The organism is Streptomyces sp. NPDC045678, assembly GCF_056432085.1.
The window spans coordinates 828,682-851,711 of record NZ_JBWKJS010000002.1 but is presented as its reverse complement, the minus strand read 5'-3'; the positions used below and the strand labels follow the sequence as shown (position 1 = coordinate 851,711).

The window sequence follows — 23,030 nt, the reverse complement described above, 5'->3', positions numbered from 1 at the left end:
GCTTGTTGGACTCTGTTGGAAGAGGAGCGGTACGGGTTCAGCCGTCTGGCGTCGGAACCCTTGACTGTCGTGAATGTGGGGAGTGCGATCCAGGCCGCGCGTTCGGTTGTGTTCGGTTGCCGGGCTCCTGCGCGGCCGACGGCCGGGGCGGAGGCTCGGACTCCGGCACTTCGTCCCGATCCCGGAAGCGGAGGCGAGGCAGGGGTGAGGCCGGCCCGACCCGGTACATCGGCCCCGTTCCACGGGTGATGCCGGTGGTGGGCCGGCGAATCTCTGCGACCAAAGTGGTTCTCCTTGTGGTGCGGGGTGCGACGTGGGCCACGCCGCCCGTGGCCTCGAGTAGATGTTCCGCTGGATCCCGCCTTTCCGTCGTCCGCTGCCGAGCGGACATTTCCGGTACGCCTCACCGAGCAGGTCGCCGGATCTTCTGAACCCATCGGCTGACACCCGTGTACGCCGCCGAGGGGGTATTTCCGAACCGGAGTTCCGCGGTGACGCCCTACTGCGATAATCAGTGGTCGCCATTACGGCGATCAGTGAGATTCCCGTGATTATCGGGAATGGAATTTCGGGGGAAACATGTGTGACGTGACGTCCGTGAGGACGGATCTGCGAATATCTGTGCAGATACGGGGCGCGTCGGACAGGGTCGCCGGGCATCTGGCCACGGGAGTGCTGGCCAACGAGGACATCGTCCTCGTTCCCGCGCCGCCCGACGATCTCTTGGAGACGCCCAGGGAACTTGAACTGCTGGTCATTCCGGTGCCGTTGCGACGTACGATGCTGATCGAAAGGTTCCGCGTCCGCAAAGTCATCCACTACGCGCAGCGACCGCCCTATCCCGAGAACGCGTCGATTGCCGCGCTGAAGATTGCCGGATTTTCTCGGTACGCCACACAACTGGCGGACCTGTCGGTGTCCGCGATGGCTGCCGAGCTGGACCGGGTGCGCGGCGACTGGTGGGCGGCGATGAGCGCTCAGCGGCTCATACCCGCGGGTATTCGGCACATCCCCACCGGTGTGCTGCGGGAGCTCTCCCGGATGGAGGAGGAGCAGAACCGCCCCTGCCGAGAGGCCGTGCGCACGGATTCGTATACGGACGAGGTGGAGAAGGTCTGTCACCTCAAAGTCTGTAAGTGCCGGCAGTGATCGCGCGACTGCCCGGGCGCGGTCGCGCCCTGCCGCCCATGACGCGTGACGGGGCACTGGCGGTACTGCTGTGGTCACTGGACCTCGTCGTCTTCTCGTCCGTGGGAAGCGAACTCGACCCCGCGAAAGCCGCTGGCGCGGCCGTCATCGCCTATGCCGCCGTCGGCTACCTCGCGCTCGTCTGGCGGCGGCGGGCTCCCCTGCCGGTATTCGGGCTCCTCCTGCTGCACAGCGTGGGAGCCGCGCTCTGGGTGCCGGGCTACGGCCCGGTGCTCGGACTGCTCGCGGCCCTGTTCACGGTCGCGGCACAGTGCCCGGCCGCGACGGCGTTCTGGGCGCTGCCCCTCGCTCTGACGCCCAACGTCGTGATCGCGGTGCAGGAGGCGGGCGGGCTGTCGCCGGGCAAGTTCGTCGGCGCGCTGACGGGAATCGTCCTCTTCTACCTCCTCCTCAACGGTGGCGCGTGGGGAACGGGGCGCTGGGCGTACGTCAGTCGACAGCGCGCCGCCGACCTCGAGTTCCGCCGCTCCGCCGAGGCACGCGAGGCGCTCACCGACGAGCGGACCAGGATCGCGAGGGAACTGCACGACATCGTGGCGCACGCGGTGACCGTGATGGTGCTTCAGGCCGCGGGAGCCCGCAGGGTCCTGGTGAGGGACCGAACCCGTGTCGAGGAGGCGCTGCACCAGATCGAGAAGCTCGGTCAGGAGGCCATGGGCGAGTTGCGCAACATGCTCATGGTGCTGCGTGCCGACGGAACAGAGGCGCACGTGGGCGAGGAGCCGACCCGGCAGCCGGACCTGGCCGACCTCGCGGGTCTGCTCACTGCGGTACGCCGCACCGGTGTCACCGTCCGCTTCGAGTCCGACCCCGACCTCGGGGAGCCGGCCCCGGGCATCGCTCTGGCCGCCTACCGCGTGGTGCAGGAGGCACTCACCAACGTCACCAAGCACGCCGGCCCGGGGGCCGGAGCCGTCGTGCGGCTGCAGCGGTTCGAGGGGAATCTGCAGGTGAGCGTGAGTGACGACGGCGGAGGCGGACACGTACACGTCCCACGGGACCTGTCGACGGGACACGGCCTTCTCGGCCTGCGAGAACGAGTGCTTGCCGCCGGCGGGCACTTCACGTCCGGGGCGGTGCACGGCGGGGGCTTCCTGGTGACCGCGACCCTGCCCTTCGAGCGTCCGGCCGCGGTGGCGGCTCCGCTCATGAGCGGCCTCGACGGTCCGGTCCCCGCCGCGGCACGAGGGGGCGAGGCATGACCGTCCGAGTGCTGCTGGCCGACGACGAGCCGCTGGTGCGTGCCGGGATCGCGATGCTGCTGGACACCGAGTCGGACATCGAGGTGGTCGGAGAGAGCAGTGACGGCCGCGAGACCGTCGAGCAGGCGGGCAGACTCCAGCCCGATGTCGTGATCATGGACGTCCGCATGCCCGGGTTCGACGGTGTGGAAGCGACGCGCCGGATCACCGCGGACCACTTCTCCGCGGATCCGGACCGCCCGATCAAGGTGCTGATGCTGACCACCTACCACCTCAGTGAGTCCGTGTACGCGGCTCTCAGAGCGGGCGCGTCCGGCTTCCTGCTCAAGGATGTCGTCCCCGCCGAACTGGTGCGCAGTGTCCACGCTGTCGCCGCGGGCGGCGGATGGCTCCACCCGGCCGTCACACGGGAGTTGCTCAAGGAGTTCGTCGCCCGTCCGGACAGCGGTGTGCGCACGCCCGGCGAGATGGACCGGCTGACTCCACGGGAGCGCGAGGTGCTCGCCGAGGTCGCGCACGGCATGTCCAACGCGGAGGTTGCCGAACGTCTCTTCATAGGCGAGGCGACCGTCAAAACGCACTTCGGCCGTGTGCTCACGAAACTGGGGCTGCGGGACCGGGCGCAGGCTGTCGCGGTCGCCTATCAGAGCGGACTGGTACAGGGGCGGACTGGTACAGGGGCGCTCCCGCCGGTGACGCCGGGATACGTGCCACAGGCGGAACCCGGACGTGCGGGGCAGCCACCCGGCGCACGACGTGCGAGCAGTAACTGAGCCGACGCCGCATCCAACACCGCCCCCGCCCACGAAGTATCTGATGCAGGGGCGTACCCGGCCCCCCCGATCGGGTACGCCCCCGCACCTCGGTGCAGCCGCTGGCGTCGGGCGCCCACCGACCCCGACGCCAGCGGCAATTGTCAGTGGCGGCTGTCACGATGGCACGCATGGAGATCTTCGAGTGGGGGCCGTGGCTCCAGCGGTGGAGCGCGGAGTGGCTGGACGCGCTGGCCGCGACCGAGCCGGAGGAGTTCGAGGAGCTGGACGAGGACATCGTGCGGGACCGCTGGCTGGGGTTCGCCCCGGCCGGTCCGGCGCGGATGGCCGCGTTGGAGGAGCGCGTGCGCGGGTGGGGGATCGCGGCGCCGCTGCCTCCTTCCCTCCGCTCCTTCCTCGAAGTGACGGACGGCTGGCGGTACGTGGGGGGTTCCGTCCATCTGCTGGCCGGAGTGGACGACATCGTGCCGTACGGGGACCCGTCCGACCTGCAGAAGCTGTACGAGGCGAACCTGGGCGAGAATCCGGCCGCACACGAAGTGCGGCAAGCAGGCATGTGGGGAAGGGCGTTGCAACTGTCGCTCGACTCCGACATGACCGACGTGCTGCTCGACCCGGGAGACGTGGACGCGGACGGCGAATGGGCCCTCTACGTACTCCATGGATGGGCCGGCGACGGACCCGAACGGTACGCGTCGTTCCGTGCCTTCATGGAGGAGATGTACAAGGACCTGTACCGATCGGGCGGCAACGATCCCGGCTTCGGGAACGCGGTGACGCGCGAGCTCGACGACAGGGTGGAAGAGGCCAGGCTCGCCTGCCTGAGAGGCGAGTTGGACGACGCGCTCACCGTGTTCGACGAGGCGGCGGACCTCGGCAGACCGCGGGCACGGCTCATGGCATCCCAGCTCCGGGTGCTGCTCGAAGGGCGCGGCTGGGTGCCGGTCGACCCGCGGATGGACGACCCCCTGTACGCGCGCGAGGTGCTGCCTCTGAAGATCCAGGAGCGTGTGCGCGAGGGCCGGACGGACGACCGTTTCGTGCTGGGCCCCGTGACCGACGACTACGCGTCGGACAGGGAGCGGGCCGAGGTGGTCCTGGAGCAGGTCAAGCGTCGTACGTACGAGTACGTGTCACCGGGTGCCTTCGGGCATGCCGTCGAGGAGGCCAGGGAGCTGGCGCGCTGGGGCGACACGGACGGCGCCTGGCGGGTGATCGCGGCGGCGGTCCCGAGGTGGGAGCCGTACGCGGACGACCACGTGGCTCCGTTCGGGCTGCTCGGGGATCCCCTGCTCGGTCCGGTGATCACACCGGAGCGGGGCAGAGCGCTGTTGCGTACCCCTCGGGCCGGGCAGGGGACGCCCGTGCCCGTGCCGGTGCCCGCCGCCACGGACGAGAGCACGCCCGACGGGCTCGCCTGGCTGGCGCACGAGGAGGGCATGGGCGGACTCCGCCGCGACGCGTACCGCTTCGTTCTGGTGGAGGGGATACGCCCGGAGGAGCTGGTGGAGCGGTTCGGGGCGGGCCCGTTGGAGCCGGTGGCGAACGACGCGGAACTCTGGAACCTTCAGTACGCGTGGCAGCGGGAGCGTCGCGGTCCCATGGCCCGCATAGGTGCCGTGAAGCGGACGGGTGCCGCGGCCCGGACGGGTGCCGTGGCTCGGGCCGATGCCGCGGACCGCTGGAGCTTCAGCTTCGAGTCGCACCACCTGCTCGGCTTCGACGCCGACCGCCTGACCCACCCGGGCACCGAACTGTCGCGCGGCACCCGCGCGCTCACGGTCTGGCGGCAGGACGGCCTGTTCCACTTCGCCTGCGCCGAGGACGGCGAGGAGCGCTACGGCTTCACGGTTCACCGGGCGAACCGCGTCCAATGGGGCGACCTCCCCGCGGAACTCTCCCCCGACCACCTGTTCCCGGACCCCGCCGGACCGGCCGCCGACCGCTCGGACGACGGTCGGGCCCTGCGTGCGGCAGCGGACCTGTACGAGGTGTCGCTGCCGCGCTTCGCCCTCACCCGGGGCAGGTTGCCGACGCTGCCGACCCGGCCGTGGACCGGGCCGACGGGGCCGGGGGAGGGGCACGCGACAGTCACGATCACTCCTCGGTGAACGGTCAGGGTTGAGCAGGATGCCCGGAGTGCAGGATGGCCGGTGTGCAGGACGACTGGTGTGTCAGAGCCCCGTGCCGTTCACGTGACCGTGCTGCCGCCGGGCTCACAACACGCGTCGGAAGCGGAGCTCCGTGAGGGTGACCTCGTCGTAGACGTCGTCCTGAGTGGCGCCGTCCGCTGCGTAGCCCGCCCGCTCGTAGAAACGCCGGGCTCGTCCGTTGTCGGCGAGGACCCACAACGCCGACACTTCGAAGCCCTGCTCCTTCATCCGGGCGTGGGTCTCCTCGAGGAGCCTGCCGCCGATGCCCCGGCCGGTCAGTTCGGGCGAGACGTACAGCGCGTACACCTCACCGACCTCGCCCATCCGCGTCCGCACCCCCGTCCGCCCCGTAACGGACACCTCGCTCCGGCACGGCCCGAAGCAGGCCCAGCCCACCGTGTCGCCGCGGTCGTCGATCGCCACCAAGTCACGGAAGGCTCGGCGGGGGTGGGAGAGCATCTGCCGCCGTTGGACCGCGTCGCTTTCGACCGTCATGGCATCCAGGTACGTTCGGGGGACGATGCCCGCGTACGCCGCCCGCCACCCTCGAACCCGTATCGTCGAGACGGCCGTGATGTCAGCCTCATCCATCTCACGCACATGAACCATCGCGTCAGAGTAATGCCGTGCACACGACGACACGACGTGTCCTGGAGCCGCCGTATGTGGCGTAGGCCAGGACTGGCGGCAGCAGCCGGGGTTGCGGCCCTGGCCTGGGGTGAATGGCTGAACCGGCGCTGGTCCCGAGCTCTCGCGGGGCACAGCGGCGGCGGTTCGGAGGCCGTGGTCGTACTCGGGTACCGGAACCCCCAGGGGGCGGCGAACCTGATCAACCGCTGGCGCGTCCGTGCCGGGATCCGCTCCATCACCGCCACCGACCACACGCAGGACACCCGTCTGATCTTCAGTGGCGGAGCGACCGGTACGGGCACCACGGAGGCCCAGTTGATGGCCGACCACGCACAGTCGGTCCTCGGGTTCGACGGCACGGTGCTCCTCGAGGACCGGTCCACGACCACGTGGGAGAACATCGCTCATGTCATCCCGCTCCTCGAAGGCGTGGACCGCATCAAAATCGTTTCGCAGCCGGCCCACGCACTCAAGGCCCGCGCGTACTTGCGGCGGCAGCGCCCCGACCTCGCGGAGAAGCTGGTGCGCGCGGAGGACTACCGCCCCGGCGAGTGGACGCTCGTCAAACCGCTCCTGGCCCTGTACGGGCTGTGGACACTGCGGGGTCTCACGGCCGATGAACGGCAGGGGGCGCTGCCGTAGCGTCAGCGCACCGTCCCCACCCGGATCCGCCGCGCCATCAGACCCCCCGCCCCCGCCAGCACCGCCGCCAGCGTGAACGTCGCCGTGAGCGCCACCGACACCGACGACCCGTGCACGTCCGACAGGGCCACCGCCGCGCCCCCGAGACCGCTGAGCACCGCGACCGCCAACGTCTGCGCGAGCTGCATCGCGCCGCTCGCCTCGCCCTGCCGGTCGGCCGGAGCCTGTTCCATGGTGTCGGTGGTCGCCGCGTTGAAGGCGACGCCCATGCCCGCGCCGCCGATCGCCCAGCCCGCCACAGCCGTCAACGAAGGCGTCGCGTCGACCAGGACGCCCAGCGCCATCACCACGATGCCGACGAGCAGCACCGCGCATCCCGCCCCGATCGGCACCGCCCGCGACCGCCCGCTCCAGCGGCTGTCGGCCCTGCCCTGCCAGGCCGCGCCCAGCACCCACGTGATCGCACCCGCGGAAAGCCCGAGCCCCGCCTCCGTCGCGCTCAGCCCCCGCAGCTCGACCAGGCCGAGCGGCAGGAACGCCTCGCTACCGAAGTACGCGCCGCAGAGCAGGAAGCGCAGGACGACACCTGTCGGCACACCCCGTCGCGCGCCGAGCGTGCCGGCCGGCGTGACCGAGCGCAGCGCCGCGACGGCCGCGCCGCCGCCGGCCAGTACCAGCGCGGCCAGCAGGGCCGGTTGGCGCAGTTCGAGGCCGGCCAGGAGAACTCCCGTGCCCGCGGCGAGCAGCACGCTGCGCGCCACCGGCGTGGACCACCACGGTCCGCCGTCCGCCGGAGGCACTCGTTCGGGCCCGCCGAGGCGACGCAGCGGTGGCAGCGCGAGCGCGGCCGCCAAAGCCACCAGCGGAAGGAGGAGTACGAACACGCCTCGCCACGACACGTGGTCGGAGACGAGCGCGGCGATCGTCGGGCCGATCAGCGAGGGGACGGTCCAGCCGCCCGACACGAGCGCGAACATCCGGGCGCGCAGCCGCTGCGGATAGGCCAGCGCGATCGCGGTGTACGCGAGCGCCATGACGGCGCCCACGCCCAGCCCTTGCAGGAAGCGTCCGGTGAGGAACAGCGGCCAGTCGGGCGCCGACCCGGCCACCGCGCAGCCGACGGCGAAGACGGCGAGGCCGAGGGCCAGCGGGCGCGCGGGGCCGCGACGGTCGGAGGCGCGGCTCGCGGCGACGGTGCCGATGAGGTTGGCGAGCATCAGCGCGGACAGGCCCCAGCCGTACGCTCCGAGGCCGCCGAGTCTGCCCGCGATCTCGGGCAGCACGGTGGCCACGCCCATCGACTCGAAGGCCACCAGACCGACCGAGAGCACGATCCCCCAGGTCAGGGCGGCATAGGGGGCGCGAAAGACACTTTCGCGGGCGGGATCTCCCGTGGCGTGCATGGTGTCGGTGCTGTCGGTGCTGTCGGTGCTGTCGGTGCTGTCGGTGCTGTCGGTGCCGTCGGTGGCATCCATGGCAACCATGGGGCCCGCGGCATTCATGGGGCCCGCGGCGTCGGCACGGACATCGGTGGTGGAGTCACGTAAGCCTTCACGTACCCCTTTCCGCACCCCCGTGCCCGCCTCTCCGCGTCCACCCGTGTTCTCCGCCGCCGTTGGCTTCTGCTCGGGCAAGACAACCCCTCCTTTACGTTTCGATCCGGACCGGAACGAAAAGTCATGCTACCTATACTCGCCCCCATGGCAACCCCCGACCCCGCGCTCCCCGCAGGCCGCGCCACCCGCACCACTCGAACCGCTCCCGAGGCCCGTCCCGCCGGACGCCCTCGCGACACCCGGCTCGACGAGGCGATCCTGACGGCGACTCAGGAGCTGCTGGAGGAGACGGGCTACCCCGGCCTGACGATGGAGGCGGTGGCCCGGCGCGCCGGTACGACCAAGCCGGCCATCCGGCGCCGCTGGCCGTCCAGGCAGCACCTCGTCATCGCGGCGCTGGCCGACACGATGGGGACGGCGCCCACGCCGGACACGGGATGCACGCACTGCGACCTGATCGAGGGCATCGACACCCTCAGCCGTGCCTTCGGCGGGAGCCTCGGACGACGTACGCTGCCCGCGCTCATGGCCGAACTCGCCGACGACCCCGCCCTGGACCGCGTCTTCACCGAGACGATCTTCCACCCCAGGAGGGCCACCACGGAGGCGGCCCTACGGCGCGGCGTCGAGCGCGGCGACATCCGGCCCGACGCCGACATCGACCTGCTCCTGGACATGCTCGGCGCCCCGACCTACCACCGGGTCCTCTTCGGCCACCTGCCCGTGACGGACACCCTCGCCCATGACGTCGTCATGACCGTCATGGGCGGTGCGGCGACACCGAGTTGGCGCGAGCACTACCAGCTCCACCACGAGGCGGCGCGGAACGTCAGGACGCCTCGTGGTCGGACGGGTCGATGAGCGCCGCGCTCAGCGTCGGCGCCGGTGACAGGGCCGCGCTGAGCTTCGTGACGCGCAGCATGCGCAGTGTCAGCCGGTGCGAACAGACGATGCACAGACGCCCGCCGCGCGCCGTCACCCTTCGGTGGGCCCGCATGAGAAGGGAGAGCCCGGAACAGTCGATGAACGTGATCCGGCTCAGGTCGATGACCACGACGGGCTCGGGGCCCGCGGTCACGGCGTCCATCAGCGCCACCGTGCGCTGGTAGGCCACCAGGTCGATCTCTCCGTAGAGTTCGATCACTATCGCGTGGTCGAGTCCGTACACCCGCGGAGGCTGATCGGAGTCCTCGCGCGTGAATGTCTTGAGTTCGTGCTGCCGCATCCATCCCCCCAGCGCCGGCGCCGACATGCTCCCCGGAGGAGCGTGGCGCAACGGGAGTGCCAGTTATGAGAGGCACCCGGGGACTGGGGGGCCTGCCGGGAAAACGCTAGCGGGGGTGGATGCGCTGTGCAGTGCGGGAACGATTCACGGAAGGGCAGTGCCACACCTTGGGGTGAAGTTGGGCCGTTCCCCTTGACGAGACGTGGAGGGACACTTGAGAGCCGTGGGCGGCTCCGCTCTCATCGGGACCAGGTTCCGTGGCGGGGTGTTGCGGGTCGGCCGCGAGCCCGTCGCCCGGCGAACCCTTCCGGGCGACAAGAAGGGCGCCCTCAGCGTCTGCATGCAGGCGCCCACTTCACGGGCGAGGTCCTCCACCATCATTGGCGACACATGGATTCCTCCTTTCTCGGCGTAGTGACCGCTGAAGGTCGCCCCCGCCATGCTGGTGGAGACGCAGGCTTTGGGGGAGAGCGCAATGGATGGTGGGCTGGTCGCGTTGATCGGCACGGGCGCCGGCTTGGCAGGTGCCGCAGTGGGAGCCGTGGCCGTAGTGCGGGGAGCGCGGATCAGTGCGCAACACTCAGCCGAGTCTCTGCGGCAGCAATCGTCGGACGCCGCAGTTGTGGAGCATGCGCAGTGGCATCGTCAGGCCCGGCGGGAAGCCTATGAAGGCTTCGTTGCTGCCTCCTACGTGCATGGGCGCGCGTTAGGTGCACTCGCCATCGCCATTGAGAGCAACGACGGAATTCATGAGGCCTCCAGCCAGCTGGACGGCGCATGGTCGTCAGTCCACGCAGCTGGGTCGAGAGTGTCGGTTGCGGGGCCAGCACACGTTGCCGCGGCAACGGAGACGTATGTAGAGGCCGTGGAAGTGATCCACCTGCAGGTAGTCGCGCATATATCTGCGGCCCCTACGATCCTGGCCCTGGAAGAAGTGGTGGCGGCTGAGGCCGAGATCGACGTGCACTACAACTCACTGACCGAGGCCATGCGTGATGCCTTGGGTTCCCCCACTCTGTGACTCATCGCCGGTAAGTACGGGATCGGCGACGGCGCGGCCGGACTCCTTCAAGATCCGGTCAACCTCTTCACGCTGCGCGATCCCACTGCGTCCCATGTCCTCGCCGTCCAACCGGACGATCTCGGCGTGCTCCTCGTCGGTGACCTTGCGTGTGTCCCGTTGGGCGGCCACGGAGTCACCTCCTGCGGGCATGGAAACGGCCGCACAGGCTGCCGACGGGGGCGGGAGCGGCGAAGGCTCTCCACGTCGGGGGTGAGCGAGGCGGAACTTCGCACCGCGGAGTCACCGTTTCGGGCGCCTGTTTGTCGCTGTCCTTCAGCCGCTCTGCGCGTGCAGCTGCCCTCCCGACCCGACCTGGGTCCGCCGCCAGGTGTTCGAGCCGTTCCACACGCTTAGCCGGCCAGTTCCGACGCTCACCGTAAACCGGCCTACCCAATGAGAGATGGGGCGTGAGAGGGAAACCCTATCGCCATAACGGAAATTACTAATCGACTCAAGTCGAGTCCTCAAGTAGTTTTCGATTACAGCAGGGGCGGCGGTAGGTATGCACCTTAAACGGCGTGTTGTCGCTGGCGGCAGAATTCCTGTAGCCTGGTGAAAGGGTGGGGCCGCAGTGAAATCCGACTCAGAGGAGCAGCTTGCCGAATCGGAAGACCGCCTCCCGGCCATAGGGGCAGGCGCTGTCTATATGGGCATGTTTCTGCTCCCGGCGTACATCCCTGCAACATTGATCGGTGAATTCTTCGGCAACCGCGGCATGCCTGCATCGCCCTGGCTGATGGCGCCGGTCGCGACGCTGGCACTTTCCGTCATGATGCGGTTCGAGCCGTACCTGCAGGGGCGGTCCTGGTGGGCGCGAGTTGACGATGTGTGGGGGGCTCTTCTGTTGGGCATAAGTGCCGCTCTTCCCATTGCCGTCGCTGTGGTGTGGCCGATGTCCTTTTGGTCGTGGCTACCGCCAGCTGTCCCAACAATTCTGTCTTTCGTGCCGATATTATTTGCCATCTGGTGTGTGAAGCGTTGGCACCGGCATCTTCGGAAGACGCAGCGGCCGCAGTTGGGGCCCTATCGACCTGTTCCACGGATCAGCAGTCAGGGTCCTGGAAACGCTGACTGACTGAGTCACAGGACCTGCCGTGACGGGGGTGCGGCAGGGTCCTGGACTCGGCGTCTTCATCGTGGATTCTGCTGAAGCGCGAAAGAGGGATGGCAAGTTGAACAAGAGGGGCATACTCGGCAAGTCACTGCTTACAGCGTTCTGCGCATCCTTGGTCCGGCGTTGACACTTGCTCCCGCAGCGCACGCTGACAGCAGCCCCGCTCTCACGGGCGCGACGAAGGTCTCCTCACGCTCCGCAGATACGCCGGACGACGAGGTCACGCCGAAGGTGGAGGGCACTACGCGGATCCCGCTGAACGCGCCGGGCGCGGACGGGCACAGAAGGGCGATTCGCGCGTACTGCAACATCACGGCGGACACTCCCCATTGGTCCAAGAAGGACAAGAGCGTTATCTACAAGACGCGCGCCCAGTGTTACGGCAACGTCCCCTCGGTTCAGTTGCAGGTCACCTCCAAGTTGATGCGGGCGGGTGTGCCGAAGCCGCTCGTCGCCGCGACAGCGAAGAAGACCCGGACCGTGCGGACCGGTGGCGGCAAAGCGACGTTCTACACCCCTGTCCCGAACGGCAAGAGGCTGAAGTACAGTGCGCGGTTCTGGGGGCAGAGCACCGCACAGATCGTGTCGCCTGTCGTGGGCACCAGACGCAGGTTGTCAGCAAGACAGCCGACGTCAAACCCAGGTAGTCGGATTCGGACGAAGGCGCCTCGCTATGACCAGTGACTGGGAAGTCGACGTACAACTGCTGATGGACGTTGCCGCCGGTGAGTGGGAGCGGCTTCAGCAGGGGATGGTCGACTCGATGGAGGCGGAACCGCAGTACGAAATCGTACCGACTGCCACGTCCAACAGCCCGACCGGCGCCTTCTTCTCCGTCGGCGCCACCGTGCAGGTGTCGGCCGACACGCCCGGCGAAGCGGCGGACATCGCCGTGGCCGTGACCCGCAAAGCCCTCCGGTTGGCTGGGGCGGCCACGGACCGCGGTGTGACGGAAGTCAACATCCGCCAGGGCGACGTGGACCCCCGCCTTCTGGGGCGGTAGGTGAGCGCGGGTGACGCTCGTAGCGAGGGCTGAGCCTGCGATAACCCAACAGCCAGGACATGGTCCGCCCGATCACCCACGTCCGATGCCCTGGACGTTCGCCGGAATCAGCGTCTTCTACTTCGGCTTATCGGGAACCGGCTTCGCCGTGCCCCTGGCCCACCACCCTGTGAGCTGCGGTAGTCGGTCGCGTGCTTGTCGGCGTCGGGTACGCGCTGGGGTCGCGGGTGGGCATGTCCTAAAGCAGTGCCGTGGTGCTGCTCCTGTCTCGTGTGATCGGGATGGGGAACCGGGGCGGCCGTCAGCTGCCATGCGGGGGCCGCCCCGGGGCACGTGGTGGATCAGTGTTGGCTGTGCAAGCGCGCGAACGCCGAGCGGGCTCGCGCGCACCCGGTCCATCGTTAACCGCGCACACCTTGCCCGGGCCAGAACAGCGGTCGAGCAACGTGTGACCCCACTGGGACCTGGCGCATCTTCGATAGAGGTCCGACAGCCATTGAGCGTTTTCGGCGTTGCCGCCTACGTGTGAGGCTGAATAAAGGCTCCGTCGTGCGCGCCGCCCTGACACCTCCCCAACAACCCCGGCAGGCCTTCCGTCGGCTGGCCCCCTCCCTGGAGACACGCATCTCCCGTGACCCAAGCATCGCTGGGGGCGGCCTGGGCGGCGCCCGCGAGTCCGAGTGCTGCTCCCATTGCCATCACCAGTGCTGCTACAAGCTGTGCAGGTCGACGCATGACCGTTCCTCCTTGCTCGGGACGGCCCGGACGGCCGCCTCGGCAGGGAGGTTGCCACTGCGCTGGAGCCCATCCGCGCGTGGGACGCGAAGACCACCCGGTTGGTGCAGATCTCCGAAGCGCCCGACCCTTCGTCGTCCAACGCCGGCCAGTACGTGGCGGTGGCCCGGCCCCGCACAGTGCATTCGCATCGCCGGCGAGGGCGCGTCGACCTCCTGGGCTCACGACTGGCTGTGGAGGTCCAAGCGAGCTCCGGCCCGGTCTCGCAGCCCGCGCGGTTGCGGTACGACCGCCGGCAGTGGCCCGAGATCCCTGTGGTGCCCGAGCCGGCCGGCACGGACCTCTACCGACTGCGGCACTGGGCGAAGGCCAAGCTGGGTGAGCCGGGGGACATTGCGAAGGTGGCGATCGAGGCGCGCATGGGGCATGAACTGCCGGGCGTTGAGGGCACATACAGTGAGGTGACGCTCGCCATGGAGGAGCGGATCGTGGAGTACCTCCAGTCCGTGTGGGAGAAGGAGGTAGTGGGGGCCGGACTGTGGATGCCGCCGTTTCCCATCCCTTCCCCAGATGATCTTCTGAGTGAGGCTCCGCCGCTGTTCAGCGGCCTACCAGTTCTGGAGAATGAATGATCGTCTGGATCAATGGTGCGTTCGGCGCGGGGAAGACGAGCGCCGCACGGGAACTGATCGAGCTGATCCCGAACAGCACACTCTTCGACCCCGAGGTCATCGGCGGCACCCTGCCCCACCTCCTGCCGCCCAAGCGCCTCGACGAGGTGAACGACTATCAGGACCTGCCCATCTGGCGCCGTCTGGTCATCGACACCGCGGCCGCGCTGCACGCCGAGGTCGGAGGCGTCCTCGTGGTGCCGATGACGCTGTTGCGCCAGGAGTACCGCGACGAGATCTTCGGCGGTCTCGCGGCCCGCAGGATCAGCGTCCACCACGTACTGCTCGCCCCCGACGAAACGATCCTGCGCGAGCGGATATCCGGCCGGCCCGTGCCGTCGGACCCCGACGGCGACCTCAGGGTGCGGCAGTGGGCCTACGACCACATCGAGCCGTACCGTGCGGCCCGCGCCGACTGGATCGACGGCGACGCCCACGTCGTCGACACCAGCGTCATCACGCCCTTCGAGACCGCCGAACGCGTCGCCGAGGCCGTCCGCAGCGGCGCCGCGCCCGTCTGCGACATCGTGCAGACACCGGAGCCCACCGCCGAGACCCTCGCCGCCGGAGTGCTGCTCTTCGACGAGCAGGACCGGGTGCTGCTCGTCGACCCCACGTACAAGGCCGGCTGGGAGTTCCCCGGCGGGGTCGTCGAGCCCGGCGAGGCGCCCGCACGCGCGGGCGTGCGCGAGGTCGCCGAGGAGACCGGCATCCAGCTCACCGGCACCCCGCCCCTGCTGGTCGCCGACTGGGAACCGCCGAACCCGCCCGGCTACGGAGGCATGCGTTTCCTCTTCGACGGCGGACGGCTCGACAGCGGCGCGGTCCGGATGCTCCTGCCGGGGCCCGAACTCCGCGACTGGCGTTTCGTCACCGAACAGGAAGCGGCCGACCTGCTGCCCGCCGTCCGCTACGAACGGCTGCGCTGGGCGCTGCGCGCACGCGAACGCGGCGCCACGCTCTACCTGGAGGCCGGCGTCCCGCTCCGCGGGTAGCGGGTAGCGGGTAGCGGATGGCGGACGGCTTTCCGCGAGGCGTGCGGCACCGCGGAGGCAGAAGGGCCCCGCCCGAAGGCGGGGCCCGTAGGGGGTCGCGCTCAGTTCGTCGCGTACTTCTGGAGGAACAGCGCCTCGGCCACCGAGAGCCGCTCCAACTCCTTGGGCGAGACGCTCTCGTTGACCGCGTGGATCTGCGCCTCCGGCTCGCTCAGGCCGATCAGCAGGATCTCCGCGCGCGGGTAGAGCGCCGAGAGGGTGTTGCAGAGCGGGATCGAGCCTCCCTGTCCCGCGTACTGCATCTCCTCACCGGGGAAGGCCTCGCCCATCGCCTCGGCCATCGCCGCGTACGCCGGGCTCGTCGTGTCCGCGCGGAACGGCTGGCCCTGCCCGATCTGCTCCGTCCGCACCTGGGCGCCCCACGGCGTGTGCGCCTCCAGGTGCGCCTGGAGCAGCTTCGTCGCCTCGGCCGCGTCCACGCCCGGCGGCACCCGCAGGCTGATCAGCGCCCGCGCGGCCGCCTGCACCGACGGCGTCGCGCCGACCACCGGCGGGCAGTCGATGCCGAGGACCGTGACGGCGGGGCGCGCCCAGATGCGGTCGGCGACCGTGCCCTCTCCGATGAGCTCCACACCGTCGAGGACCTTCGCGTCCCTGCGGAAGTCGCTCTCCTCGTACTGCAGCCCGTCCCAGACGGCGTCGCTCGTCAGACCGTCGACCGTCGTCGAACCGTCCTCGGCGCGCAGCGAGTCGAGGGCGCGCACCAGCGCGGCGAGCGCGTCCGGGGCGGCGCCGCCGAACTGGCCGGAGTGCAGGTTCCCTTCGAGGGTGTCGACACTGACACGTACGAGCGTCATGCCGCGCAGCGTCGACGTCACCGTCGGCAGGCCGACGCGGAAGTTGCCCGCGTCACCGATGACGATGGTGTCGGCCGTCAGGAGGTCGGGGTGGTCCTCCGCGTACCGCTCCAGACCGCCCGTGCCCTGCTCCTCGGAGCCCTCAGCGATCACCTTCACGTGCACCGGCACGCCGCCGTTCGCCTTCAGGGCGCGCAGCGCGAGCAGATGCATGATGACGCCGCCCTTGCAGTCGGCGCTGCCCCGGCCGTACCAGCGGCCGTCGCGCTCCGTCAGCTCGAACGGCGGGGTCGCCCACGCGGCCTCGTCGAGCGGCGGCTGGACGTCGTAGTGCGCGTAGAGGAGCACCGTCGGCGCGCCCTCGGGGCCCGGCAGGAAGCCGTACACCGACTGCGTGCCGTCCGGGGTGTCGAGCAGCGCCACCTCCTGGAAGCCCTCGGCGCGCAGCGCGTCCGCCACCCAGCCGGCGGCGGCCTCGCTCTCGCTCTTCGGGAACTGGTCGAAGTCCGCCACCGACTTGAAGGCCACCAGTTCGGTGAGCTCCGCCTTCGCCCTCGGCATCAGTGAGGCGACGGTCTCGGCGATCGGATTCGGCGACATGGGCACGCTCCTCGTGGGTGCGACGTTGTACGTGTGAGTACATGTGATCCTCCCACAGGCGGGGCCCGAGAGGGTCCGCCGTAGGATGCCGGGGGAAAGCGCGGCCAACAGCGGGATCAGGAGCGGTAGACCAACGTGAGCAGCGAGAACTCAGCGGACGACACCCGGCACGTGTGGGACGTCGTCGTGGTCGGAGCCGGCCCTGCGGGGGCCTCGGCGGCCTACGCGGCAGCGGTCGCGGGGCGTTCGGTCCTCCTCCTCGAGAAGGCCGACATCCCGCGGTACAAGACGTGTGGCGGCGGCATCATCGGCCCCTCGCGCGACTCCCTGCCGCCCGGCTTCGAGCTGCCGCTCCGCGACCGGGTGCACGCGGTGACGTTCACCCTCGACGGCAAGTTCAGCCGCACCCGCCGCTCCCGGCAGACGCTGTTCGGGCTGATCAACCGCCCCGAATTCGACCAGCAGCTCGTCGAGCACGCACAGAAGGCGGGTGCCGAGCTGCGCACCGGCGTCACCGTCGCGCGCGTGGAACAGCACGGCACCGAGGTGCCCGACCGGCGGACCGTCGCCGTGATGCTCCAGGGCGGCGAGACGGTCCTGGCACGTGCCGTGGTCGGTGCCGACGGCAGCGCGAGCCGCATAGGGGCGCACGTCGGCGTGAAGCTCGACCAGGTCGACCTCGGTCTCGAGGCAGAGATCCCGGTGCCCGAGACCGTCGCCGAGGACTGGGCGGGGCGGGTCCTCATCGACTGGGGTCCCATGCCGGGCAGTTACGGGTGGGTGTTCCCCAAGGGCGACACCCTCACCGTCGGTGTGATCTCCGCGCGCGGTGAAGGCGCGGCCACCAAGCGGTATTTGGAGGACTTCATCGCCCGGCTCGGCCTCGCCGGCTTCGAGCCCAGCATCTCCTCCGGGCATCTGACGCGCTGCCGCGCCGACGACTCGCCGCTCTCCCGCGGCCGCGTCCTGGTCTGCGGTGACGCGGCGGGTCTCCTGGAGCCGTGGACCCGCGAGGGCATCTCCTTCGCGCTGCGCTCCGGACGGCTCGCGGGGGAGTGGGCGGTGCGGATCGCCGAGGCGCACGACGCGGTCGACGCGCGTCGCCAGGCCCTGAACTACGCCTTCGCCATCAAGGCGGGGCTCGGCGTGGAGATGAGCGTCGGCCGCCGCATGCTGAAGGCCTTCGAGCGCCGCCCCGGCATGCTGCACACGGCGATCACGGGCTTCCGCCCCGCATGGAACGCGTTCGCGAAAATCACGCGCGGCTCGACGACGCTGGGCGAGCTGGTGCGTACGCATCCGATGGTGGGGCGCGTCCTCCAGGGCAGGGGCGAGAACGGCGACCGCTAGCGTCCGTCGCTCTCCGCTACCTCCGCTTCTTCTGCCCGGTGATCCGGAAGACGGGGTGATCGGGCGCGGCCGCCAGGATCTCCTCGTCGGAGGAGCCTGCGGTCACGCCCTGGAAGTACTGGTCGACCTCCCAGCCCCACTTCTCCAGGTAGCCGCGCAGAAGGGGCAGCTTCTCGGCGTCGGGCACCTCGACGGCGGTGAACTCCCGCACCTTGCGCCCCAGTCGTAGTTCCCCGCCACCGGCGACACGCATGTTGCGCACCCACTGGGAGTGCCCGCGCGCCGACACGAGGTATTGGCACTGGTCTCCGTCGTACGTGAACGGGTTGACGGGGATCCGCTGCATCTTGCCGCTCTTGCGCCCCCGGACGGAGAGCTCGGCGCTGCCCATCAGGCTGACTCCGTGCCGCGCCAGCCAGCCGATCACGCTGTTCAGGCGGACGTTGAGGCGGCTGCCTTCGAGGTAGTACGGCGTGGGAGTCGTGGACACGGTGCCCTCCTGGATGTGGGTGGCGGGGGTGGGGCCGGGCGGCTCTGTGCTGGAGCCGTTCGGGCCGACCGGAGCCGGATTCGAGAGCACTGCTCTCGCTTGAGAGCAGTGTGCACGACGGCAGTGCTCCAAAGCAAGAGCAGTGCTCTCGTTTGTGTGCGCTGCTCCGGGCGCGTGGCACACTGGCCGTATGAGCACCAGCACGAACGCCGATTCCGGCCTCGACTCCGGCTCCGGCTCCGGCCCCGACTCCGGCTCCGCCTCCGGCTCCCGCTCCGGCACCAGCGCCACCCGCGGAGCCCGGGCCCGCGCCCGCGAAGAAGTGACCGCGGCGATCAAGGACGAGGCGCGCAAGCAGCTCGCGGCCGACGGCGCCGCCAAGCTCTCCCTGCGCGCGGTCGCCCGCGAGCTCGGCATGGTCTCCTCGGCCCTCTACCGCTACTTCCCCAGCCGCGACGACCTCCTGACCGCGCTGATCATCGACGCGTACGACGCGGTCGGCGCCGCCGCCGAGGCCGCGCACGCGGCGGCGGCCGGGAAGGAGCCGGTGCGGCGGTGGACCGCGGTGTGTGAGGCGGTGCGTTCCTGGGCGCTGGAGCATCCGCACGAGTACGCGCTCATCTACGGTTCGCCCGTACCCGGGTACAGCGCGCCGGACTCGACCGTGCGGGCCGCCGCGCGCGTCGGCCTTGTCCTCATCGGCATCGTGCGCGACGCCCACCAGGGGAGGGGCGTCGCCTACGAGCCGCTGCCCGCCAGGCTCCGCACGGAAGGCGAGCGGCTCGCGGCGGACATCGCGCCCGACCTCCCGCCCGCGACGATCACGGCGATGGTCGCCGCGTGGGCCCAGCTCTTCGGGCTCGTGGGGTTCGAGGTGTTCGGCCAGTTCAACCGGATCGTCGAGGACCGCCCCGCGTTCTTCTCGCACGCGGTGACGCAGTTGGCGCACGGGGTGGGGCTGCTGCGGCAGGGCTGAGGCGGGGCGGGAGGGCTGTGCGAGTCTCCCGCGGAGAGCCGATGCCTCGGTGGCGAGACCGCGCTGACATGGGCGTGTGCCCGAAGGTGATGGCCTGGTGGCCCTCGAGGGCAGCGGGAGGGCGGTGAGGGCATCGCCTGTGACGGAACGAAGACGTCGCGGGGGACCGCCTGTAACTCGGTGCGGGTTACAAATAGTTCCGACCGCAAGAACTGTCGCTCCTCCTGGGAGGAACACCATGAAGCACACCCGCATCGCCGCCTTCGCCGCCCTCGGTCTCGCCGCCTCCCTCTCGCTCACCGCCTGCAACGGCGACGACTCCGGAGCGGACGCGTCTTCCCAGGGCGCCGCGACCTCCAACTCGTCCTCCTCGTCCTCGGGCGGCGGCGCGAAGTCGGAGGGCGGCGCAAAGGCGGACGGCGGTTCGGAGGCCGGTGAGGGGAAGTCGGGCTCCGGACAGGACTCCGAGGCCGGCACCGACGCCCCGAACAGCGGGTCCAAGTCCGGCGGCGGCAAGGTCGCGTTCTGCAAGACCGCGGACCTGGCGATCGACGCGAAGGACGCAGCGCCGGACGAGAACACCGGCCGGATCGACATCACCATGATCAACCGGGGCTCGAAGACCTGCTCGGCGACGGGCTTCGCGGGCGTCGACATCAAGGACGCCGACGGCACCTCCAACCCCATCGAGCGCGGTCAGGCCCAGCCCCGCGTCACCACCCTGAAGCCCGGCGCCGCCGCCGTCTTCAACCTGGCCTACGACATCGACAACAGCGGCGAGAGCCTCTCGAAGCCGACCCACATCCTGGTGACGCCCCCCAACGAGACCCACACCGTGACCCTGAAGTGGCCGGCGGGCGCCGGTGCGATCAAGGGCGCCTACACCGACGTCCAGGTCTACCCCACGCACAACACCAAGTAACCGCGTGAGTCGGGAGTGACCCGCGGGGCACCCCGAGGGAATGGGCGCCCTTCTCGCCCTGGCCTCCGCGGCGTGCTACGGCATCGTCGACTTCGCCGGTGGTCTGCTGTCGAGGCGGATCCACTTCACCGTGGTGACGTTCCTCGGACAGTTCGGCGGCCTGCTTCTCGCCACGGTCATCGCCCTCGCTGCGACCGTGCCCGTGGATTCCGTCCGGGCCGTGGACTTCGCCTGGGGAGCGGCCTCAGGTGTCGGAAGCGCCGTGGGGATGCAGTTCCTCAACCGCGGCCTCACGCGTGGCGCCATGAGCGTCGTGATCCCGGTGAGCGCCGTCACCGGCGTGGCCCTTTCGGTGCTGTGCGGCGTGCTGTTCCTGGGCGACCGGCCCACCGCCCTGGCCTGGCTCGGCATCGGCGTGACCGTTCCCGCGCTCTGGCTCGTCTCCGCCGGAGGAGCCCGCGGCGATCAGGCGGACGCGCGGACAGTCGACAGGGCACGCGGTTCGCGTGTGCCCGTGGACGGGCTCATCGCCAGCGCGGGTGTGGCCATGCAGTACATCGGGCTCGCGCAGGCGGATCCCGCGAGCGGTATATGGCCCGTGGCGGCCGGACGTGCCGCGGCGGTTCTCCTGCTGCTGCCGAACGCCTGCCGGCATGCGGCCGCGTTCCGTCAGCCCTTCAGGCTCTCGGGTCTCGCGGTACTGATCGGTGCGGGAGCGGCCCTCGGGCTCACCCTCTACCTGTGGGCGGCGCAGCAGCAGATGCTGGCCGTCGCCGTCGTCCTGGCCTCGCTCTGTCCCGCGGTACCGACCGTGCTCGGCGTCACGGTGCTGGGCGAGAGAGTCTCGCGCGCGCAGACGACCGGCCTGGTGGGAGCGGTCGTCGCCGTCGTCCTGCTCACCCTGGGCTGAGCGGCTGTCCGCCGAGGTGGCGATTCGCGCACTCAGCCCCGCCCGATGTCGGCGCTCGGCCCTCCGTGGGGTAAAGTAGATCTTGAGCTGGTCGCCCAACACGGGTGTTCCGGTGATGCGTTGGTGGTCCAAGGAAAGACGCCCCGCTTCCTGCGGGGAAATGCAGGTGCAAGGCCTGCCCGGCGCTCGATCAAGGGCCCGTACGCGCACAGCGCGTACGGGCCCTCTTTGTTCCGCAAGCGCAGCCGGGGGGCGACCCGAAGAAGGGGACGCCCGTGCTGCGACCGGGCACGAGAGGGCAACCGCGCGAGCACGTCCTGCCGTACCGTCAACCGCGGCGGGCCCGGGTGGCGATGATGACCGCGTCGCACACCATCGCCACCGCGGCGATCACGGCCAGCGGCCACGTGCCGGTCTGCGGGATGTACTCCCAGGTGATGCCCGCCGCAATGGCGCCGGCGAGGGCGAAACCGGTGCCGGGCAGGTAGCGAAGGCGGATGACGGTGCCGCCGTCCTGGAGTGACATCTGCTGATCTCCTGTCGGATTCGAAAGGTTGCTGACGGGCTCTCGGAGAGGGTGGCGGAGAGGACCGCGGGAAGGGCCCGGCCGGTTCACGCCGTCCCCCGGCGCGCGGCGCGGCGGCCGCTCCACGCGAGCCGGGGCGCTCCGTGGAGGATCAGGCGGGCGAGGTACAACCAGCGCGTGAGGAGCGGGCGTTCGGAGAGGTCGGCCCACTCGGCGCACCACTCCTCGGCCCAGCGGTCCCGCTGCGTGGTGGGCAGGAGGGCGGCCGCCAGGGTGATGAGCCGCGTCCCCGGATCGGCCGGCGCGGTCGGCCCCGCCGGAGTCGACGATGCCGGTGAGAACGCCGGTGGAGGTGGCACCCGTTGTCTGCCGTGTGCACGGTTCAACTCGTCACGACGGCGCAGCTCCTGTACCCAACGCAGCATGCTGCGGAGCTCGTGGTCCTCGAGGGTCTGCAGGGGGCGGATCCTGCGTTTGGGCAACCGGCCGGTCATGCCGCCTCCTTGGGGCGCCCGACACGGAGGAGCCAGGCGAGCCTGGGGCCGCTGTGCAGAACGAGACGGGCGATGAAGGCGATGCGTACGTGTAAGGAGCGGGTGGCGAGGTCCCACCACTCGGCCTGCCACTCCTCGAGCCACCGGTCGCGGTCCTGGCACGGGAGGAGGCGGACGGCCAGGTTGACGCACTTGCTGGGCCCGCGGCGCGGGACGGGTGTCGGTGCGTGAACCCCGGATTCGGCGTCGTCCGCCCCGGTGGTGAGGGGCGGAACCACGCCGTGGTCGATCATTTCGGTCGCGATCACCGTGCCCTCGTCCGTGTCGATCAGGAACCCGGCGAGCTCGGGGTTCCGCGACGCGGTGACCTCGGCCGGGGACGGGAACGTCCACGGATGGCCCGGCATCCGGTGTCCACAGACCTCGCACCAGTCGTCCGTCGGCGTGGTGTGTCCGTTGGGGCAGATGAGGGTGGGCCTTGCCGGGGGTCCCGATCCGGGGTCGGGGGGTGGGACGGGCCCCGGGCCCGGGAAGAATTCCTCGTTCTTGAAGTCCGGCATGTTCCTACACCCCTCCGGGACCCTCGGCGGCGGGGCGGAGGCGAGCGGAGGTGGCTCCGCCGTTGTAGGCCTGCGCGAGGGCGAGGCGGGCGGATTCGGCGCCGCTCTGGGTGAAGCGGTAGTAACGGCGGCGGGGGCGCGGCGGGTCGGTCTTCTCGATCTCGCTCGTGTCCTCCCAGAACGACTCGAGCCAGCCCGCGTTCTCGAGGCGGGCGAGTATCGGGTGGATCGTGCCAGTCGGCAGGCCCGCGGCGTCGGAGAGTTCGAGGCCGTAGCGGGCGTGGGCCGGAGTCTCGAGCAGGGTCCGCAGCACCAGCTGAGTCTGGAGTGTCATGCGCGGCGTCTTAGCCATACACAAACTCTAGTATGGGCGT

Annotated in this window: 23 protein-coding genes and 1 pseudogene; 14 read left to right on the top strand and 10 right to left on the bottom strand. The window is 70.1% G+C overall.

Annotation, left to right across the window (positions count from 1 at the left end):
- The first annotated feature begins 597 nt into the window (after positions 1–597).
- The 4 genes from AC07DO_RS10305 to AC07DO_RS10290 all read left to right on the top strand — a co-directional run bounded on the left by AC07DO_RS10305 (position 598) and on the right by AC07DO_RS10290 (position 5,295).
- Positions 598–1,149: a hypothetical protein gene (locus AC07DO_RS10305; protein ID WP_479058355.1), complete on the top strand. Its 552-nt coding sequence runs from the start codon at positions 598–600 to the stop codon at positions 1,147–1,149.
- Complete coding sequence (locus AC07DO_RS10300; protein ID WP_479058353.1) at positions 1,137–2,411, top strand: sensor histidine kinase; 1,275 nt, start codon at positions 1,137–1,139, stop codon at positions 2,409–2,411. The genes AC07DO_RS10305 and AC07DO_RS10300 overlap by 13 nt, the downstream gene beginning before the upstream one ends.
- Positions 2,408–3,184 carry a response regulator gene (locus AC07DO_RS10295; protein ID WP_479058351.1) on the top strand — a complete coding sequence of 259 codons (777 nt, stop codon included), beginning with the start codon at positions 2,408–2,410 and terminating at the stop codon, positions 3,182–3,184. The genes AC07DO_RS10300 and AC07DO_RS10295 overlap by 4 nt, the downstream gene beginning before the upstream one ends.
- Positions 3,185–3,354: 170 nt before the next feature.
- Complete coding sequence (locus tag AC07DO_RS10290; protein WP_479058349.1) at positions 3,355–5,295, top strand: DUF6461 domain-containing protein; 1,941 nt, start codon at positions 3,355–3,357, stop codon at positions 5,293–5,295.
- Positions 5,296–5,400: 105 nt separating this feature from the next.
- On the opposite strand, the gene AC07DO_RS10285 is transcribed toward AC07DO_RS10290, so the two are convergent.
- Positions 5,401–5,832 (bottom strand): N-acetyltransferase family protein, encoded by a 432-nt coding sequence (locus AC07DO_RS10285; RefSeq protein ID WP_479058347.1) that lies wholly within the window; start codon positions 5,830–5,832, stop codon positions 5,401–5,403.
- A 168-nt stretch (positions 5,833–6,000) separates the two neighbouring features.
- On the opposite strand from AC07DO_RS10285, the gene AC07DO_RS10280 reads away from it, so the two are divergent.
- Entirely contained in the window at positions 6,001–6,609 is a 609-nt protein-coding gene (locus AC07DO_RS10280; RefSeq protein ID WP_479058345.1) for a YdcF family protein, read from the top strand.
- Between the two features lie 2 nt (positions 6,610–6,611).
- On the opposite strand, the gene AC07DO_RS10275 is transcribed toward AC07DO_RS10280, so the two are convergent.
- Positions 6,612–8,084 (bottom strand): MFS transporter, encoded by a 1,473-nt coding sequence (locus tag AC07DO_RS10275; protein WP_479058343.1) that lies wholly within the window; start codon positions 8,082–8,084, stop codon positions 6,612–6,614.
- A 225-nt stretch (positions 8,085–8,309) separates the two neighbouring features.
- Here AC07DO_RS10275 and AC07DO_RS10270 point away from each other — a divergent pair, with 225 nt between their 5' ends.
- Positions 8,310–9,026 carry a TetR/AcrR family transcriptional regulator gene (locus AC07DO_RS10270; RefSeq protein ID WP_479058341.1) on the top strand — a complete coding sequence of 239 codons (717 nt, stop codon included), beginning with the start codon at positions 8,310–8,312 and terminating at the stop codon, positions 9,024–9,026.
- On the opposite strand, the gene AC07DO_RS10265 is transcribed toward AC07DO_RS10270, so the two are convergent.
- Entirely contained in the window at positions 8,995–9,390 is a 396-nt protein-coding gene (locus AC07DO_RS10265; RefSeq protein ID WP_479058339.1) for an STAS domain-containing protein, read from the bottom strand. The two genes, AC07DO_RS10270 and AC07DO_RS10265, sit on opposite strands and share 32 nt — an antisense overlap.
- 439 nt (positions 9,391–9,829) lie before the next feature.
- Here AC07DO_RS10265 and AC07DO_RS10260 point away from each other — a divergent pair, with 439 nt between their 5' ends.
- Entirely contained in the window at positions 9,830–10,411 is a 582-nt protein-coding gene (locus tag AC07DO_RS10260; protein WP_479058337.1) for a hypothetical protein, read from the top strand.
- 1,829 nt (positions 10,412–12,240) lie between these two features.
- Positions 12,241–12,570, top strand: a complete 330-nt coding sequence (locus AC07DO_RS10255) for a hypothetical protein (RefSeq protein ID WP_479058335.1) — start codon at positions 12,241–12,243, stop codon at positions 12,568–12,570.
- Position 12,571: 1 nt separating this feature from the next.
- On the opposite strand, the pseudogene AC07DO_RS10250 reads toward AC07DO_RS10255, so the two are convergent.
- Positions 12,572–12,679, bottom strand: a pseudogene (locus tag AC07DO_RS10250) (IS5/IS1182 family transposase); the annotation flags it as partial.
- A gap of 730 nt (positions 12,680–13,409) precedes the next feature.
- Here AC07DO_RS10250 and AC07DO_RS10245 point away from each other — a divergent pair.
- Both AC07DO_RS10245 and AC07DO_RS10240 read left to right on the top strand, forming a co-directional pair.
- Entirely contained in the window at positions 13,410–13,937 is a 528-nt protein-coding gene (locus AC07DO_RS10245; RefSeq protein WP_479058333.1) for a hypothetical protein, read from the top strand.
- The gene (locus tag AC07DO_RS10240) at positions 13,934–14,971 is read left to right on the top strand and encodes an NUDIX hydrolase (RefSeq protein ID WP_479058331.1); all 1,038 of its coding nucleotides are present in this window, start codon (positions 13,934–13,936) and stop codon (positions 14,969–14,971) included. Before AC07DO_RS10245 ends, AC07DO_RS10240 begins: the two co-directional genes overlap by 4 nt.
- A gap of 101 nt (positions 14,972–15,072) precedes the next feature.
- On the opposite strand, the gene AC07DO_RS10235 is transcribed toward AC07DO_RS10240, so the two are convergent.
- A complete protein-coding gene (locus tag AC07DO_RS10235; protein ID WP_479058329.1) occupies positions 15,073–16,428 on the bottom strand; it encodes a M20/M25/M40 family metallo-hydrolase in 1,356 nt (451 codons plus the stop codon).
- Between the two features lie 135 nt (positions 16,429–16,563).
- On the opposite strand from AC07DO_RS10235, the gene AC07DO_RS10230 reads away from it, so the two are divergent.
- Complete coding sequence (locus tag AC07DO_RS10230) at positions 16,564–17,778, top strand: geranylgeranyl reductase family protein (RefSeq protein ID WP_479058328.1); 1,215 nt, start codon at positions 16,564–16,566, stop codon at positions 17,776–17,778.
- Positions 17,779–17,794: 16 nt separating this feature from the next.
- Here the strand turns inward: AC07DO_RS10230 and AC07DO_RS10225 are convergent, their stop codons facing one another.
- Positions 17,795–18,268: a nitroreductase family deazaflavin-dependent oxidoreductase gene (locus AC07DO_RS10225; RefSeq protein ID WP_479058326.1), complete on the bottom strand. Its 474-nt coding sequence runs from the start codon at positions 18,266–18,268 to the stop codon at positions 17,795–17,797.
- 190 nt (positions 18,269–18,458) lie between these two features.
- Here AC07DO_RS10225 and AC07DO_RS10220 point away from each other — a divergent pair, with 190 nt between their 5' ends.
- The 3 genes from AC07DO_RS10220 to AC07DO_RS10210 all read left to right on the top strand — a co-directional run bounded on the left by AC07DO_RS10220 (position 18,459) and on the right by AC07DO_RS10210 (position 21,076).
- A complete protein-coding gene (locus AC07DO_RS10220) occupies positions 18,459–19,244 on the top strand; it encodes a TetR/AcrR family transcriptional regulator (RefSeq protein WP_479058324.1) in 786 nt (261 codons plus the stop codon).
- A 238-nt stretch (positions 19,245–19,482) separates the two neighbouring features.
- Positions 19,483–20,166, top strand: coding sequence for a DUF4232 domain-containing protein (locus AC07DO_RS10215; RefSeq protein ID WP_479058322.1), 684 nt, complete (start codon positions 19,483–19,485; stop codon positions 20,164–20,166).
- Between the two features lie 40 nt (positions 20,167–20,206).
- Positions 20,207–21,076, top strand: a complete 870-nt coding sequence (locus tag AC07DO_RS10210) for an EamA family transporter (protein WP_479058320.1) — start codon at positions 20,207–20,209, stop codon at positions 21,074–21,076.
- A gap of 328 nt (positions 21,077–21,404) precedes the next feature.
- On the opposite strand, the gene AC07DO_RS10205 is transcribed toward AC07DO_RS10210, so the two are convergent.
- The 4 genes from AC07DO_RS10205 to AC07DO_RS10190 all read right to left on the bottom strand — a co-directional run bounded on the left by AC07DO_RS10205 (position 21,405) and on the right by AC07DO_RS10190 (position 22,990).
- Positions 21,405–21,602: a hypothetical protein gene (locus AC07DO_RS10205; RefSeq protein WP_479058318.1), complete on the bottom strand. Its 198-nt coding sequence runs from the start codon at positions 21,600–21,602 to the stop codon at positions 21,405–21,407.
- 86 nt (positions 21,603–21,688) lie between these two features.
- Positions 21,689–22,096: a hypothetical protein gene (locus AC07DO_RS10200; protein ID WP_479058317.1), complete on the bottom strand. Its 408-nt coding sequence runs from the start codon at positions 22,094–22,096 to the stop codon at positions 21,689–21,691.
- On the bottom strand, positions 22,093–22,656 hold the full coding sequence (locus AC07DO_RS10195; protein WP_479058316.1) for a hypothetical protein: 564 nt from the start codon (positions 22,654–22,656) through the stop codon (positions 22,093–22,095). The genes AC07DO_RS10200 and AC07DO_RS10195 overlap by 4 nt, the downstream gene beginning before the upstream one ends.
- A gap of 4 nt (positions 22,657–22,660) precedes the next feature.
- On the bottom strand, positions 22,661–22,990 hold the full coding sequence (locus tag AC07DO_RS10190; RefSeq protein ID WP_479058315.1) for a helix-turn-helix transcriptional regulator: 330 nt from the start codon (positions 22,988–22,990) through the stop codon (positions 22,661–22,663).
- Positions 22,991–23,030: the final 40 nt, after the last annotated feature.

Coding starts and splice junctions, on each gene's coding strand:
- AC07DO_RS10295 (WP_479058351.1), top strand. CDS start 2,408: ATGACCGTCCGAGTGCTGCTGGCCGACGACGAGCCGCTGGTGCGTGCC.
- AC07DO_RS10290 (WP_479058349.1), top strand. CDS start 3,355: ATGGAGATCTTCGAGTGGGGGCCGTGGCTCCAGCGGTGGAGCGCGGAG.
- AC07DO_RS10285 (WP_479058347.1), bottom strand. CDS start 5,832: ATGACGGTCGAAAGCGACGCGGTCCAACGGCGGCAGATGCTCTCCCAC.
- AC07DO_RS10280 (WP_479058345.1), top strand. CDS start 6,001: ATGTGGCGTAGGCCAGGACTGGCGGCAGCAGCCGGGGTTGCGGCCCTG.
- AC07DO_RS10275 (WP_479058343.1), bottom strand. CDS start 8,084: ATGGATGCCACCGACGGCACCGACAGCACCGACAGCACCGACAGCACC.
- AC07DO_RS10270 (WP_479058341.1), top strand. CDS start 8,310: ATGGCAACCCCCGACCCCGCGCTCCCCGCAGGCCGCGCCACCCGCACC.
- AC07DO_RS10265 (WP_479058339.1), bottom strand. CDS start 9,390: ATGCGGCAGCACGAACTCAAGACATTCACGCGCGAGGACTCCGATCAG.
- AC07DO_RS10260 (WP_479058337.1), top strand. CDS start 9,830: ATGCTGGTGGAGACGCAGGCTTTGGGGGAGAGCGCAATGGATGGTGGG.
- AC07DO_RS10255 (WP_479058335.1), top strand. CDS start 12,241: ATGACCAGTGACTGGGAAGTCGACGTACAACTGCTGATGGACGTTGCC.
- AC07DO_RS10240 (WP_479058331.1), top strand. CDS start 13,934: ATGATCGTCTGGATCAATGGTGCGTTCGGCGCGGGGAAGACGAGCGCC.
- AC07DO_RS10235 (WP_479058329.1), bottom strand. CDS start 16,428: ATGTCGCCGAATCCGATCGCCGAGACCGTCGCCTCACTGATGCCGAGG.
- AC07DO_RS10220 (WP_479058324.1), top strand. CDS start 18,459: ATGAGCACCAGCACGAACGCCGATTCCGGCCTCGACTCCGGCTCCGGC.
- AC07DO_RS10215 (WP_479058322.1), top strand. CDS start 19,483: ATGAAGCACACCCGCATCGCCGCCTTCGCCGCCCTCGGTCTCGCCGCC.
- AC07DO_RS10210 (WP_479058320.1), top strand. CDS start 20,207: ATGGGCGCCCTTCTCGCCCTGGCCTCCGCGGCGTGCTACGGCATCGTC.
- AC07DO_RS10205 (WP_479058318.1), bottom strand. CDS start 21,602: ATGTCACTCCAGGACGGCGGCACCGTCATCCGCCTTCGCTACCTGCCC.
- AC07DO_RS10200 (WP_479058317.1), bottom strand. CDS start 22,096: ATGACCGGCCGGTTGCCCAAACGCAGGATCCGCCCCCTGCAGACCCTC.
- AC07DO_RS10195 (WP_479058316.1), bottom strand. CDS start 22,656: ATGCCGGACTTCAAGAACGAGGAATTCTTCCCGGGCCCGGGGCCCGTC.
- AC07DO_RS10190 (WP_479058315.1), bottom strand. CDS start 22,990: ATGACACTCCAGACTCAGCTGGTGCTGCGGACCCTGCTCGAGACTCCG.